Source organism: Streptomyces sp. NPDC015127 (assembly GCF_043080095.1).
Lineage (GTDB): Bacteria > Actinomycetota > Actinomycetes > Streptomycetales > Streptomycetaceae > Streptomyces.
The window spans coordinates 63,766-77,483 of record NZ_JBIBVE010000019.1 but is presented as its reverse complement, the minus strand read 5'-3'; the positions used below and the strand labels follow the sequence as shown (position 1 = coordinate 77,483).

Here is a 13,718-nt window from a genome sequence, read left to right as displayed (position 1 = left end):
CTCAGATGGAGCCATGATGTTCGTTCGTACGACGTATGCGACAGGTGATCCGGCCAAGCTCGACCAGGCCGTGCAGGCACTGACCACGGAGGGCAGGCAGCGGCTCGTCGAAGAGCCGGGCTTCCGGGGTGCGGGCCTGTTCGTGGACCGCGAGCTGGGCAAGCTGCTGACCGGGACGTGGTGGGAGGACGAAGAGGCCATGCGGGCGAGCGCCGACCGCATGGGGCAGGTGCGCGCCCGGGCTCTGTCGTCGTTCGCGGCGACCGTGACGGTCGACACCTGGGAGGCCGCGGTCGCCGCCCGCCCCGAGTCGGCCGACGAGGACGCCCGCTTCCGGCTGACCCGGCTGGACTTCGCCCCGTCCGACGCGGACAGCCTGATCGATGCCTTCGAGAACGGCGTCCTGCCCAAGCTCCGGACCGTGCCCGGCTTCCTCGGCGGATCGCTCCTCATCGACCGTGCCGCCGGGCGCGCGGCCGTGGGCGCGGTCTACGCCGACCGGGACAGCCTCGCGGCCTCCCGTGGTCCCGTCGCCGCGCTGCGCGGCGAAGCCACGAGCCAGGCGCAGGCGACCGTGCAGGCGGTGGAGGAGTTCCAGGTGGCCATGCTGCTGGGCCGGCCCCCGTCCTGAGCCGGGCCCCGCGAGGTCACCGCGGGCTCCAGCGCTCCCCCTGCATGAGCCGGTCGAGCCCCGTCCACGCGAAGTTCATCAGCATGCCCGCCGCCTCCTTGGCCGAGACCCCACCGGTCTCGTTCGCCCAGCCGGCGAGCGACTCGGCGGCACCCACCAGGGCCTGGGCGAGGCCGGCCACGTCCCGATCGGCCAGCTCGGCGTCGCGGTGCGCCGCCGGCGGCACGGCCTGACGCGCGGCGGCCGCGATCAGTCCGGTGACGAACGCGGCGATCTCCTCGCGCATCGTCGCCACCTCGGCGGCGAACGGCTCCCCGTGCGTACGCGCCTGGTGGTGCAGGACGGCCCAGCCGTCGGGGTTCTCGGCGGTGTGCCGGAAGAACGCCTCCAGTCCGGCCCACATCTGCCGGTCGGCCGAGAGTCCCGGCTCGACGGCCGCGCGCACGGCATCGGTCAGGGCCTGGGCCTCCCGCCGTATGCACGCCGTGAAGAGCTCTTCCTTGGAGTTCAGATACAGATAGACGAGCGGCTTGGACACCCCGGCCAGTTCGGCGATCTCGTCCATCGACGCGGCCCGGTAGCCGCGCTGCCCGAAGGTCTGCACAGCGGCGTCCATCATCTGCTGCTCGCGCACGGCCCGCGGCATCCGCTTGGCCCTCACGCCCTTCACAGCACCCATTGTCGACGTTCCTCCCACCCCGTGCCCCTACTCAGCGGTAAGAGTACGGCCCGGGGGAACGGCGGGCCGAACGCCGAAGGACGGCGGGAGGAAAGATCGTCCTGATGTCGTCGGTCCCGGCCACCGCGGTGCCGCCGGTCCCCCTCAGGCCGCCCGGCCGCGCCCGTGGACGCGTGAGCGCCCCGGATCCAGCCGTTCCGGGGCGCTTCTTGCGGCGGACGGGCCGTTACGCGGCGGCCGGGACCGCGACCTCGCGCTCGGCGCCCCGCACCTCGTCCTCGTCGATCGGCGAGGACGTGGCCGCGTGGTACGCGTCGCGGTCGAGGATGTTCTCCCGGGCGGCGACGAGGACCGGGACCAGCGCCTGGCCGGCCACGTTCGTCGCGGTCCGCATCATGTCGAGGACCGGGTCGATCGCCATCAGCAGGCCCACGCCCTCCAGCGGGAGGCCCAGCGTCGACAGGGTCAGCGTCAGCATCACGGTCGCGCCGGTCAGGCCCGCCGTGGCCGCCGAGCCGACGACCGAGACGAAGGCGATCAGCACGTACTCCTTGATGCCCAGCTGCACGTCGAAGATCTGCGCGATGAAGATCGCGGCGAGCGCCGGGTAGATCGCGGCGCAGCCGTCCATCTTGGTCGTCGCGCCGAACGGGACGGCGAAGGAGGTGTAGTCCTTCGGGACGCCGAGGCGCTCGGTGACCTTCTGCGTGACCGGCATGGTGCCGACCGAGGAGCGGGAGACGAACGCCAGCTGGATGGCGGGCCAGGCGCCCTTGAAGAACTGGACGGGGCTGACCTTGGCGACGGTCGCGAGCAGGAGCGGGTACACGCCGAACAGGACCAGGGCGCAGCCGATGTAGACGTCGGCGGTGAAGGTGGCGTACTTGCCGATCAGGTCCCAGCCGTAGTCGGCGATGGCGAAGCCGATGAGGCCGACGGTGCCGATGGGCGCGAGGCGGATGACCCACCACAGGGCCTTCTGCAGCAGCTCCAGCACGGACTCGCTCAGGGCGAGGATCGGCTTGGCGCGCTCGCCGAGCCCCAGCGCGGCGACACCGGCGACGGCCGCCATGAAGACGATCTGGAGGACGTTCAGCTCGGTGAAGGGCGTGATGACGTCGGTCGGCACGATGCCGGTCAGGAAGTCGATCCAGGTGCCGGCGTTCTCGGGCTTCTGGCCGTCCTTCGGGGTGAGGCCGGTGCCGGCGCCGGGGTTGGTGACCAGGCCGATCGCGAGGCCGATGGCGACCGCGATCAGCGACGTGATCATGAACCAGAGCAGGGTGCGGGTGGCCAGCCGGGCGGCGTTGTTGACCTTCCGCAGATTGGTGATCGAGACCAGGATCGCGAAGAAGACGAGCGGCGCGACCGCCAGCTTCAGCAGCTGGACGAAGATCGAGCCGACCTGGTCGAGCGTGTCCTTCAGCCAGGTGACGTCCTGGCTGCGGGCGAGCCAGCCGAGCAGGACGCCGAGCACCAGACCGGTGACGATCTGGGCCCAGAAGGGGATCTTCGGTATGCGGTTACCGGACGCGGACGCGGTGTTCGCGGACACGGGCACACTCCACAGGGGCATAGCGGAACAGACGGGGGAACAGGGGTGCGGCGCCCGTGCGCGGATGCGCGGCGCGCCGCTGTGATGCCGGGTCAGACCTGGCGGCAACAGACCGCGGACATACAGCGGCAGAGATCGACATGCAGGCGCGCCACGAGCGGGATGCTCGCGGCGGTGTGATGGCGCACTGCTGTCTTCATGCCGAACACGTTAACACTTGAACTTATGGACCCTCAAAGCTCCCCTTTGGGCCCCCGTCGGGCCCCGGGTGCCCGGCGTTACTGCGTGACGCCGTCCTCCTGCGAACGGTTGGCCTCCAGGCGCGCCTTGGCCTGGTCGACCTTGGTGACGATCTGCTCGGACATGGCGTCGCGCTGCTTGCGCAGGAGCACGAAGCTCAGCGGTGCGGAGAGCACGAGCGAGAGCAGGATCACCCAGGCGAAGTTGGCGTCCCCGAGACCCTTGGGCAGGGCGCCGACCTGGACGAGACCGGCGACGACGACGAAGCAGCCGACGAAGATCGCGAGCCGCATCGCGGTGTACCGGATGGCGGCGCTCGACTTTCCTGCGGACACGGCGGGCCTTCTTCCTTGGTACGACAAAAGGTGCCAGTCCAGTGAAGCACGCCGCGGAAAGGATCAGTTCAGCGGCAGGAGCATGATGACGTCGTCGCGGTCGTCGCCGTCCGCCACGCGGATCGCGCCCGGTACGCGGCCGACCTCCTTGTACCCGCAGGCGGTGTAGAAACGGTCGGCGCCGGTGCCGCCGCGGCAGGTGAGGCGTATCGCCTCGATGCCGTCGAGCCCACGGGCGGTCTCGGCTACGGCCGCCATCAGGTCGCGGCCGTAGCCCTTGCCCTGGTGCTCGGGGTGGACCATCACCGTGTAGACCCAGACCCAGTGGGTCATCAGCCGGTGGGTGTTGTGGGCGAGGAAGGCGGCGGCCACGATCTCGCCGTCCTCGTCGCGCCCGACGAGCAGCCGCATCCGGCCCTCGGCCATGGCCGTCAGATGCTTGACCCACTCGGGCCGTATGTCGTCGACCGTGACCGGCGGCACGAAGCCGACGGCGCCGCCCGCATTGCTGACGTCGGCCCACAGGGAGAGAACGCCGTCGCGCAGGGCGGGCCCGCCGGGCGGGTCCAGTTCGAAGGTGAGCGCCATGGGGCCCAGCGTAGGAAACGCGTCCGCCGGGCCCCCGGGGTTTCCACAGGGCGAGACACAGCGCGAGACGCACCGCCCGCGGCGCGCCGCGGGCCGAGCGCCCGAGGCGGTCAGACGCGCATCGGCTGCGGGGACTCGCGGCGGTCGGCGTCCGGGCCGGGGTACTCGCGGATGATCTCGTACCGGGTGTTGCGCTCGACCGGGCGGAAGCCGGCGTCGCGGATCAGGTCGAGCAGATCGTCGCGGGTGAGCTTGTTCGGCGTGCCGTAGTTGTCGGCGTCGTGCGTGATCTTGTACTCGACCACCGAGCCGTCCATGTCGTCCGCACCGTGCTGGAGGGCGAGTTGGGCGGTCTGCACGCCGTGCATCACCCAGAAGACCTTGACGTGCTGGATGTTGTCGAAGAGGAGCCGCGAGACCGCGAAGGTCTTCAGCGCCTCCGCGCCCGTCGCCATGGTCGTGCGCGCCTGGAGCTTGTTGCGGACCTTGCCGTCCTGCATGTCGACGAAGTCGTGCTGGTAGCGCAGCGGGATGAAGACCTGGAAGCCGCCGGTCTCGTCCTGGAGTTCCCGCAGCCGCAGCACGTGGTCGACGCGGTGGCGCGGCTCCTCGATGTGCCCGTACAGCATCGTGCACGGGGTCTTGAGGCCCTTCTCGTGCGCGAGGCGGTGGATGCGCGACCAGTCCTCCCAGTGGGTGCGGTGGTCGACGATGTGCTGGCGCACTTCCCAGTCGAAGATCTCCGCGCCGCCGCCGGTCAGCGATTCGAGGCCGGCCTCGATCAGCTCGTCGAGGATCTCGGAGGCGGACAGCCCCGAGATGGTCTCGAAGTGGTGGATCTCGGTGGCGGTGAACGCCTTCAGCGAGACGTTGGGCAGGGCCTTCTTCAGCTCGCTCAGCGAACGGGGGTAGTACCGCCACGGCAGGTTGGGGTGGAGGCCGTTGACGATGTGCAGCTCGGTGAGGTTCTCGTTCTCCATCGCCTTGGCGAGGCGGACGGCCTCCTCGATGCGCATGGTGTACGCGTCCTTCTCGCCCGGCTTGCGCTGGAACGAGCAGTAGGCGCACGACGCGGTGCACACGTTGGTCATGTTGAGGTGGCGGTTGACGTTGAAGTGGACGACGTCGCCGTTCTTGCGCGTGCGGACCTCGTGCGCGAGACCGCCGAGCCAGGCCAGGTCGTCCGATGCGTAGAGCGCGATGCCGTCCTCACGGGTCAGCCGCTCACCGGCCCGGACCTTCTCCTCCAGCTCGCGCTTGAGTCCAGCGTCCACCTGGCCGCCTCCCATATCTCCACGTAAAACAGGCTCCGCCCACCGTACTCCCCCGCCTTCGCGTCACTTCACGGGCGGGGCGGTACGGCGGGCGGCGGGTGGCTCAGCCCTCCTCGGGGAGGTCTCCGACACGGTTCTCCCACTTGGTGGAGAGGACGATGGTGGTGCGGGTGCGGGAGACGCCGCGGGTGCCGGAGAGCCGGCGGATGGTCTTCTCCAGGCCGTCGACGTCGCTGGCGCGCACCTTGAGCATGTAGGAGTCGTCGCCCGCGATGAACCAGCAGTCCTCGATCTCGGCGAGGTCCCGCAGCCTGCGGGCGACGTCCTCGTGGTCGGCGGCGTCGGAGAGCGAGATGCCGATGAGGGCCGTGACGCCGAGACCGAGCGAGGCCGCGTCCACCGTGGCGCGGTAGCCGGTGATGACTCCCGCCGCCTCCAGGCGGTTGATGCGGTCGGTCACGGAGGGGCCGGAGAGCCCCACGAGCCGGCCGAGCTCGGCGTACGAGGCCCTGCCGTTCTCGCGTAGGGCCTGGATGAGCTGCCTATCCACGGCGTCCATAGACTCAAGCCTTCCATTATTCAGCGATACCGCAAGTTTACGTGTAGAATCTAAGGCATGCAGGGCCGACACCCTGCGAATCACTCAAACGATCACAGCTGATCCCACAAGGATCGCGATCCATACAGGAGATGACACTCACCGTGTACACGATCGAGATGGCCTACGCCCACATGCGACAGCTGCAGGAGCTGGCCAACCGCTCGCGTGCCCACCAGCCCTCTGCCGCCCGCCGGGCCGACCGGACCCGCGCACCGCGCCGCGGCAAGAAGAGCTAATCCTCTGCGGAGCCACCACCGAGCTCCCCCTCCCAACGGCGGTACAGCCGGTGCGGCACCCCTGCCGCGTCCAGCACCCGCCCGGCGACGAAGTCCACCAGATCCTGGATGTGCGTCGCCCCCGCGTAGAACGCCGGAGAGGCGGGCAGCACCACGGCGCCCGCCTCGTCCAGCGTCACCAGATGCTTCAGCGTCTGCCCGTTCAGCGGGGTCTCCCGCACCGCGACCACCAGCCTGCGCCGCTCCTTGAGCGTCACGCTCGCGGCGCGCTGGAGCAGGTCCTTCGACAGCCCCAGCGCCACACCCGCCACACACGCGGTGGACGCCGGCACGATCAGCATCCCCTTGACCGGGTACGACCCCGACGACGGCCCGGCGGCGAGGTCCCCCGCGGCCCAGTGGCGCACATCGTCCACGTCGACGTCGAACGCGCCGGGCTTGCCGTCCGCGCCCTGGGCCAGCCACCGGCGCAGGTCGTCCCGCCAGTGCGCGTCCCGGAACGCGATCCCCGTCTCGTCGAGCAGCGTCAGCCGCGAGGCCCGGCTGACGACGAGGTCCACGCTCTCGCCGGCGGCGAGCAGCGCGCGCAGCACGGCGGCGGCGTACGGCGTGCCGGAGGCACCCGACACGCCCACGACCCACGGCCGGCGACTGTTCATTTCCTGCGGCTCCACACGGGTGAGCCTATCCGGCGGCGCGGGGGCGGAACTGCGCCAGGTGCGCCGGACGTTCCGGTGGGTGTAGCGCGTACGACCCCAGGGGGACCGCGATGGCAGACACTCACCTCGCAGGGCGCCGGAGAGACCGGGCCCGAGCGGCGGTCAAACTGATGCTGGCCTGGGTCGCCCTGCTGTGGCTGCTCGAAGCGGTCGACGTGGCGACGGGCCACGCGCTCGACGCGTACGGAGTCGTGTCGCGCGAGCCCGGCGAGCTGGTCGACGTCGTCCCGTCGGCGTTCGTGCACTTCGGATTCGGCCACGTCGCGGCGAACAGCGTCCCCCTGCTGATCTTCGGCGTCCTCGCCGCGCTCGGCGGCATCCGCCGCTTCCTCGCCGTCTCGCTGCTGATCATCCTGGTGGACGGCCTCGGCGTCTGGCTGTTCTCGCCGTCCGACGTCAATACGGCGGGCGCCTCGGGCCTGGTCTTCGGCCTCTTCGGCTACCTCGTGGTGCGCGGCTTCGTCGAGCGCAAGCTGCTGGACGTGACAGTGGGCCTGTTGATCGGCGCGGTGTGGGGCGGCTCGATCCTGGCAGGCATATCCCCGGCGAACACGGGGGTCAGCTGGCAGGGCCACCTGTTCGGCCTGCTGGCGGGCGTGGCGGCGGCGTTCGTCTTCCGCGGCTCCCGCTCGCCCCGGGCGAGGTGAGCGGGAGCGGGCGCGTCAGGGAACCCCCTAGAGCGTCAGCCCCCGCGCGAGCAGGTCCAGCAAGGCGCACAGGAACAACGCGATCCCGATGAACCCGTTGACGGTGAAGAACGCCCTGTTCAGGCGGGACAGGTCGTGCGGGCGCACAATCGTGTGCTCGTAGAGGAACGCCGCCGCCACGATCACCAGCCCCAGCCACAGGAAGACGCCCGCGTCCGTGGCCAGCGCGTACCAGGCGAACAGCGCCGTCGTCACGACATGGCAGCCGCGCGCCCCGTACAGCGCCGCCGGGATGCCGAAGCGGGCCGGGACCGACTTCACGCCGTGGGCCCGGTCGGCCTGGACGTCCTGGCAGGCGAAGATCAGGTCGAAGCCGCCGATCCACACGCCCACCGCGAGCCCGAGGATCACCGCCTCCCACGACCACGCGCCGGTGACCGCGATCCACGCGCCGACCGGGCCCATGGCCTGGGCGAGACCGAGGATGGCGTGCGGGAAGTTCGTGAACCGCTTGCCGTACGGATAGACCACCATCGGCACCACGGCGACGGGCGCGAGCGCCAGGCACAGCGGGTTGAGCAGGGCCGCGGCGCCGAGGAAGACGACCACGGCGACGAGCGCGCCGGTCCACGCCGAGCGGACGGACACCGCGCCGGTGACCAGCTCGCGCGAGGCCGTGCGCGGGTTACGGGCGTCGATCTCCCGGTCGATGATCCGGTTGCACGCCATCGCGAACGTCCGCAGCCCGACCATCGCGACGGTGACGAGCAGAAGCTCGACCCAATGGACGGTGCGGTCGTGCCGGAACATCGCGGTGAGCGAGGCGATGTAGGCGAACGGCAGCGCGAAGACCGAGTGCTCGATCATCACCAGGCGCAGGAACGCCTTGGTGCGTCCGGGCCCCGGGACGGCCGCGGCGGCGGCGGTCACAGGCCGTACTCCTTCCAGCGACGGTCGACCTTCGCCGCCGTCTCGGGGTCCGACACGACCATCTCCGGCCAGCCGCCGTCGCGCGTGTAGCCCTCCTCGGGGAGCTTGCGCGTCGCGTCGATGCCCGCCTTGCCGCCCCAGAACTGCTGGTACGAGGCGTGGTCGAGGTGGTCGACCGGGCCCTCGACGACCGTGAGGTCGCGGGCGTAGTCCGTGTTGCCGAGCGCCCGCCAGGACACCTCGTGCAGGTCGTGGACGTCGCAGTCCGCGTCGACGACCACGATCAGCTTGGTCAGCGACATCATGTGCGCGCCCCAGATCGCGTGCATGACCTTCTGCGCGTGCTTCGGGTACTTCTTGTCGATCGAGACGATCGCGCAGTTGTGGAAACCGCCCGACTCCGGCAGGTGGTAGTCCACGATGTCCGGCACGATGATCTTGAGGAGCGGGAGGAAGAACCGCTCGGTGGCGCGGCCCAGCGGGCCGTCCTCCGTCGGCGGCCGGCCCACCACGATCGACTGGAGCAGCGGCCGCTTGCGCATCGTCACGCAGTCGATCGTCAGTGCCGGGAACGGCTCCTGCGGCGTGTAGAAGCCGGTGTGGTCGCCGAACGGGCCCTCGGGCAGCATCTTCCCCGGCTCCAGCCAGCCCTCCAGCACGACCTCCGCGTTCGCCGGGACCTGGAGCGGCACCGTCTTGCAGTCGACCATCTCGATCCGCTTGCCCGCGACGAAGCCCGCGAACAGGTACTCGTCGATGTCGCCGGGCAGCGGCGCGGTCGAGGCGTACGTGACGGCCGGCGGGCACCCGAAGGCGATCGCGACCGGCAGCCGCTCGCCCCGCTTGGCGGCGACCTGGTAGTGGTTGCGGCTGTCCTTGTGGATCTGCCAGTGCATGCCGATGGTGCGCCGGTCGTGGCGCTGGAGGCGGTACAGCCCGAGGTTGCGCACCCCGGACTCGGGGTGCTTGGTGTGCGTCAGCCCCAGGTTGAAGAAGGAACCGCCGTCCTCGGGCCAGGTGAACAGCGCGGGCAGGGCCTCCAGATCGACGTCGTCGCCGGTCAGGACGACCTCCTGCACGGGCGCGTCCTTCACCTTCTTCGGCGGCACGTGCACCATCGAGCCGAGCTTGCCGAACGCCTCGCGCACCCCGACGAACCCGTGCGGCAGCTCCGGCTTGAGCAGGCCGCCGATCTTGTCGCTGATCTCGTTGTACGAGGTCAGGCCGAGCGACTTGAGCAGCCGGCGGTCGGTGCCGAACACGTTCATCGCCAGCGGCATCGCCGAGCCGCGCACGTTCTCGAAGAGCAGGGCGGGGCCGCCGGCCTTGTTCACCCGGTCGACGATCTCCCCGACCTCCAGACAGGGGTCGACTTCGGCCTTGATGCGCTTGAGGTCGCCCTCGCGCTCCAGCGCCCGGAGCAAGGAGCGAAGATCGTCGTAAGCCATGGGGCCAAGTATCGGCCACGGGCTACCCTGGGCCCGTCACCGGGGCCGGGGAACACGGCCCCGCCTATGTCTCCAGGGGGCTGTCCCACATGCTCAGGGCACTGATGTACATCCTGCCGCTGGCGCTGACGATCTACGCGTTCATCGACTGCCTGAACACCCCCGAGGACGAGGCGAAGCACCTGCCGAAGCTCGCCTGGATCTTCATCATTCTGCTGTTCTGGATCGTCGGACCGATCGTCTGGTTCGCCGCCGGGAAGATGCGGCACGCACCGGCCGGTGGCCGCACCCCATCCGAGTGGCACCGCAACCACCGCACGACCTGGGTCGCCCCCGACGACAACCCCGACTTCCTCAAGTCCATCAAGGAGGAGAACAAGAAGGACGAGTCGCTCCTCAAGGACTGGGAGGCCGACCTGCGCCGCCGCGAGGAGGAGCTGAAGAAGCGCGAGCAGGGCGAGGACAAGGACAGCTGATGGAGCTGCGGCTCCTGGTGGCCTTCGAGAAGGTCGCCACCGTCCTCAGCTTCACCCGCGCGGCAGCCGAGCTGCGGTACGCCCAGTCCAGCGTGACGAGCCAGGTCCGCTCCCTGGAGTCCTCCCTCGGCGTGGACCTGTTCGAGCGGCTCGGCAGCCGTATCCGCCTCACGGAGGCGGGCGAGCGCCTGCTGCCGTACGCCCGCCGGATGATCGACCTCGCCGAGGAGGCGCGGGCCGCGGTCGCCGGGGCCGACGAGCCGGCCGGGACGATCACCGTCGGCACCATGGAGTCTCTGACCTCCTACCGGCTGCCGCCGCTCCTGGAGCTCTTCCACCACCGCTACCCGAAGGTCCGGCTGTCCCTGCGGCCCACGCTCGGCGACGAGACCCGCGAGGCGCTGCGCCGCGGTGTGTACGACATCGGCTTCCTGATGGAGCCGGAGACCGAGCACGCGGGCCTGGAGAGCGAGGTCCTGGCCGCGGAGCCGCTGGTGCTCGTGGCCGCGCCCGGGCATCCGCTGGCCGGGCGGGCGGGGCTGACGGCCGCGGACCTGGCGGCGGCGCAGCTGGTGGGTACGGAGCCGGGATGTCCGTACCGGGACCTGTTCGAGCGGGAGTTGAGCCAGTGGGCGCCTCCGTTCATGGAGTTCGGAACGATCGAGGCGACCAAGCGTGGGGTGGCGAGCGGTCTCGGGATCGCGCTGCTGCCCCGGATCGCCGTCTCCGGGGAGCTGGCGTCCGGGGCGCTGGCGGCGCTCGGCTGGGAGCCGCCGTTCACGCTCTTCACGCAGATCGCGTGGCGGCGGGAGAAGCGGCTTCCGGCCCATGTGCGGCTGTTCGTGGAGCAGGCGCGGCGGCTCGTACGCGAGGACGCGCGGGAAGCGTGACCTTCAGGCCGGCCAGCACGATCAGCGGCACGCCGAGCGCCTGGACGAGGCCGATGTGGTGCCCGTACACCGCCCAGTCGGCGACCATCGCGACGGCCGGGTAGGTGAAGGCGAGAACGGCGATCTTCGCGGTGGGCAGCTTCTGGTAGGCCGCGTACATCAGGACGTACATGACGCCGGTGTGGATCAGGCCGAGACCGGCGAGCCAGGCCCATCCCGCGCCGAGCCGGGACGCCGCGCCGAAGTCGGCGAAGGGCAGCAGCAGCGGGATGCCGACCAGGACCTGGACCAGGGCGACGAGGTGCGGACGCACGCCGGTGATCCGCTTGGTGACGACGGTCGACAGCGCGTAGAGCACGGCGGCGGCGAGCGCGAACCCCAGCCCCTTGAGCGAGCCCGTGTCCCCGGGCCGGACCCCGGAGACGAGGACCAGTCCGGCGAACGCGACCGCGAGCCAGCCGAACCTTGCGGCCGTGATCCGCTCCCGGAACAGCGCGGCGCCGAGCAGCACCAGGAAGAACGGCTGCGTGTGGTAGACGACGGTGGCGAGGGAGATCGAGGCGGCCTCGTACGCCTCGAAGAGGAACACCCAGTTGAAGACGATGAACACGCCGCCCAGCGCGGCCAGTCCGAGCTTCTTCGGGGTGAAGCCGTGGCCGGTGAACCAGCCGCGGGCGAGGACGTACGCGCCGAGGGCGGCGGCCCCGAAGAGGCACCGGAAGAACACCACGTCGAAGGGGGACGCGCCGGACTCGACGACGAAGATGCCGAGGGTGCCCGAGAGCACCATGGCGAGGGTGAGTTCGACTGTTCCCCTGGTCTCGTTTCTCATGACCATGACGCTACGAACGGACCCGTGCACCGGTCCACGAGCCAATGGGGCGTCCTGCCGATGGCCCCATCGGCCGTGTCGATGGGGGTGACGGCGGGGCCCGCCGGGGAAGAGTGCGGGCATGGACGATGCGCAGGCCCGCAGGTGGCTCGCCACCGCCGTCGCCGAGGCCCGGGCGGGGCTCGCCGAGGGCGGCATCCCGATCGGCGCCGCGCTGTACGGGGCCGACGGCTCGCTGCTGGGGCGCGGCCGCAACCGGCGCGTGCAGGACGGCGATCCGTCGACGCATGCCGAGACGGCGGCGTTCCGCGCCGCGGGCAGGCAGCGGTCGTACCGGGGCACCACGATGGTGACGACGCTCTCGCCGTGCTGGTACTGCTCCGGTCTTGTGCGGCAGTTCGGGATCTCCCGGGTCGTGATCGGTGAGGCGGAGACCTTCCACGGCGGCCACGACTGGCTGGCGGAGCACGGCGTGGAGGTCGTGCTGCTGGACGATCCGGAATGCGTGGCGATGATGCGCGCGTTCGTCGACGAGCACCCGACTCTGTGGAACGAGGACATCGGTGACGAGTGAGACGCGCATTCCCACCATCGATCTCTCCGACGGCGACGCGGCGGCCGGAGCCGTCGACCGCGCCCTGTGCGGGGCGGGCTTCCTGCTCGTCACCGGGCACGGGATCGACCCGGCGCTGCCCGCGGGGATCCGGGAGGCGGCCCGGAAGTTCTTCCGCCTCCCCGCCGCCGTCAAGGAGCCGTACGCGGTTCGGGTCGGCGGGCGCGGCTGGCTGGGGCCGGGCGCGGAGGCCAACGGGTATGCGGAGGGGACGAGGACACCGCCGGACCTGAAGGAGTCGCTGTCGTTCGCGGCGGACGAGCCGACCGGGGACACGGCCGTCGACGCCGAGTGGTTCCTGCCGAACACCTGGCCCGCAGAGGTGCCGGAGCTGAAGCCGCTGGTGGAAGCGTATCTGTGGCGGATGCGCGCCCTGTCCGACCGGCTGCTCGGCCTGCTCGGCGAGGCGCTGGGCGAGGGCGGGGACTTCTTCACCCGGCACACCGGCCACCCCACGTACGGCTTCAACGTGAACTGGTATCCCGGCACGGACACGGTCGGGCCGCCCGCGCCCGGTCAGTTCCGCATCGGCCCGCACACGGACTTCGGCACGGTGACGGTCCTCGACCGGCAGGCCGGCCGCGGCGGCCTTCAGGTGTTCACGGACGACGGAGGCTGGCAGGACGCGCCGTGGGACCCGGAGGCGCTCACGGTCAACATCGGGGATCTGATGGCGCGTTGGACGGGCGATCGCTGGCGCTCGGGCCGCCACCGGGTGCTCCCGCCGCCCGCGGACGCGCCGGCGGAGGAGCTCATGTCGCTCGTGTACTTCTACGAGTGCGATCCGGGCACGGTCGTGGCGCCCCTGCCCGCGCCGAAGGGGCGCGTGGCGTACGAGCCGGTGGACTCGCACACGTACCTGAGGGCGAAGCTCGACGCGATCTCGGTCGGCGAGGGCGGTCCGCCGGACCGCCCGGAGTCCGGCGACGGGGCGTGACAGCCTGAACACGAAAGCGCGGCAACTCCCTCGCCCGCCCGGCCCGAGCCCCATATCATGGTCGTCCAACTACCTGTTCCCCGGCGC

Annotated in this window: 17 protein-coding genes; 7 read left to right on the top strand and 10 right to left on the bottom strand. The window is 70.8% G+C overall.

The window, feature by feature from the left end; translation table 11 throughout:
• Positions 1-13: 13 nt before the first annotated feature.
• Entirely contained in the window at positions 14-631 is a 618-nt protein-coding gene (locus tag ACF08N_RS31310; protein ID WP_392328088.1) for an antibiotic biosynthesis monooxygenase, read from the top strand.
• 16 nt (positions 632-647) lie between these two features.
• On the opposite strand, the gene ACF08N_RS31305 is transcribed toward ACF08N_RS31310, so the two are convergent.
• The 6 genes from ACF08N_RS31305 to ACF08N_RS31280 all read right to left on the bottom strand — a co-directional run bounded on the left by ACF08N_RS31305 (position 648) and on the right by ACF08N_RS31280 (position 5,861).
• Positions 648-1,310, bottom strand: a complete 663-nt coding sequence (locus ACF08N_RS31305) for a TetR/AcrR family transcriptional regulator (RefSeq protein ID WP_392328087.1) — start codon at positions 1,308-1,310, stop codon at positions 648-650.
• Between the two features lie 226 nt (positions 1,311-1,536).
• Positions 1,537-2,865, bottom strand: coding sequence for a dicarboxylate/amino acid:cation symporter (locus ACF08N_RS31300; RefSeq protein WP_392328086.1), 1,329 nt, complete (start codon positions 2,863-2,865; stop codon positions 1,537-1,539).
• Positions 2,866-3,143: 278 nt separating this feature from the next.
• Complete coding sequence (locus ACF08N_RS31295; protein ID WP_392328085.1) at positions 3,144-3,440, bottom strand: DUF4229 domain-containing protein; 297 nt, start codon at positions 3,438-3,440, stop codon at positions 3,144-3,146.
• Between the two features lie 63 nt (positions 3,441-3,503).
• Positions 3,504-4,028 (bottom strand): GNAT family N-acetyltransferase, encoded by a 525-nt coding sequence (locus ACF08N_RS31290; protein WP_392328084.1) that lies wholly within the window; start codon positions 4,026-4,028, stop codon positions 3,504-3,506.
• 110 nt (positions 4,029-4,138) lie between these two features.
• On the bottom strand, positions 4,139-5,302 hold the full coding sequence (mqnE, locus tag ACF08N_RS31285; RefSeq protein ID WP_392328083.1) for an aminofutalosine synthase MqnE: 1,164 nt from the start codon (positions 5,300-5,302) through the stop codon (positions 4,139-4,141).
• A gap of 103 nt (positions 5,303-5,405) precedes the next feature.
• A complete protein-coding gene (locus ACF08N_RS31280; RefSeq protein ID WP_392328082.1) occupies positions 5,406-5,861 on the bottom strand; it encodes an Lrp/AsnC family transcriptional regulator in 456 nt (151 codons plus the stop codon).
• 131 nt (positions 5,862-5,992) lie between these two features.
• Here ACF08N_RS31280 and ACF08N_RS31275 point away from each other — a divergent pair, with 131 nt between their 5' ends.
• A complete protein-coding gene (locus ACF08N_RS31275; protein WP_392328081.1) occupies positions 5,993-6,139 on the top strand; it encodes a hypothetical protein in 147 nt (48 codons plus the stop codon).
• On the opposite strand, the gene ACF08N_RS31270 is transcribed toward ACF08N_RS31275, so the two are convergent.
• Positions 6,136-6,798 (bottom strand): UbiX family flavin prenyltransferase, encoded by a 663-nt coding sequence (locus tag ACF08N_RS31270; protein WP_392328080.1) that lies wholly within the window; start codon positions 6,796-6,798, stop codon positions 6,136-6,138. The genes ACF08N_RS31275 and ACF08N_RS31270 overlap by 4 nt on opposite strands.
• Positions 6,799-6,908: 110 nt before the next feature.
• Between ACF08N_RS31270 and ACF08N_RS31265 the strand changes: the two genes are divergently transcribed.
• A complete protein-coding gene (locus ACF08N_RS31265; protein WP_392328079.1) occupies positions 6,909-7,505 on the top strand; it encodes a rhomboid family intramembrane serine protease in 597 nt (198 codons plus the stop codon).
• A 27-nt stretch (positions 7,506-7,532) separates the two neighbouring features.
• Here the strand turns inward: ACF08N_RS31265 and mqnP are convergent, their stop codons facing one another.
• Positions 7,533-8,435: a menaquinone biosynthesis prenyltransferase MqnP gene (mqnP, locus tag ACF08N_RS31260; protein WP_392328078.1), complete on the bottom strand. Its 903-nt coding sequence runs from the start codon at positions 8,433-8,435 to the stop codon at positions 7,533-7,535.
• A complete protein-coding gene (locus ACF08N_RS31255) occupies positions 8,432-9,883 on the bottom strand; it encodes a menaquinone biosynthesis decarboxylase (protein ID WP_392328077.1) in 1,452 nt (483 codons plus the stop codon). Before ACF08N_RS31255 ends, mqnP begins: the two co-directional genes overlap by 4 nt.
• A gap of 89 nt (positions 9,884-9,972) precedes the next feature.
• On the opposite strand from ACF08N_RS31255, the gene ACF08N_RS31250 reads away from it, so the two are divergent.
• Positions 9,973-10,359 carry a PLD nuclease N-terminal domain-containing protein gene (locus tag ACF08N_RS31250; protein ID WP_392328076.1) on the top strand — a complete coding sequence of 129 codons (387 nt, stop codon included), beginning with the start codon at positions 9,973-9,975 and terminating at the stop codon, positions 10,357-10,359.
• Complete coding sequence (locus ACF08N_RS31245; protein ID WP_392328075.1) at positions 10,359-11,249, top strand: LysR family transcriptional regulator; 891 nt, start codon at positions 10,359-10,361, stop codon at positions 11,247-11,249. Before ACF08N_RS31250 ends, ACF08N_RS31245 begins: the two co-directional genes overlap by 1 nt.
• Here the strand turns inward: ACF08N_RS31245 and ACF08N_RS31240 are convergent.
• Positions 11,146-12,081, bottom strand: coding sequence for a DMT family transporter (locus tag ACF08N_RS31240; protein ID WP_392328074.1), 936 nt, complete (start codon positions 12,079-12,081; stop codon positions 11,146-11,148). The genes ACF08N_RS31245 and ACF08N_RS31240 overlap by 104 nt on opposite strands.
• Positions 12,082-12,202: 121 nt before the next feature.
• Here ACF08N_RS31240 and ACF08N_RS31235 point away from each other — a divergent pair, with 121 nt between their 5' ends.
• Positions 12,203-12,655 carry a nucleoside deaminase gene (locus tag ACF08N_RS31235; RefSeq protein WP_392328073.1) on the top strand — a complete coding sequence of 151 codons (453 nt, stop codon included), beginning with the start codon at positions 12,203-12,205 and terminating at the stop codon, positions 12,653-12,655.
• Positions 12,645-13,631, top strand: coding sequence for an isopenicillin N synthase family dioxygenase (locus ACF08N_RS31230; RefSeq protein WP_392328072.1), 987 nt, complete (start codon positions 12,645-12,647; stop codon positions 13,629-13,631). Before ACF08N_RS31235 ends, ACF08N_RS31230 begins: the two co-directional genes overlap by 11 nt.
• Positions 13,632-13,718: the final 87 nt, after the last annotated feature.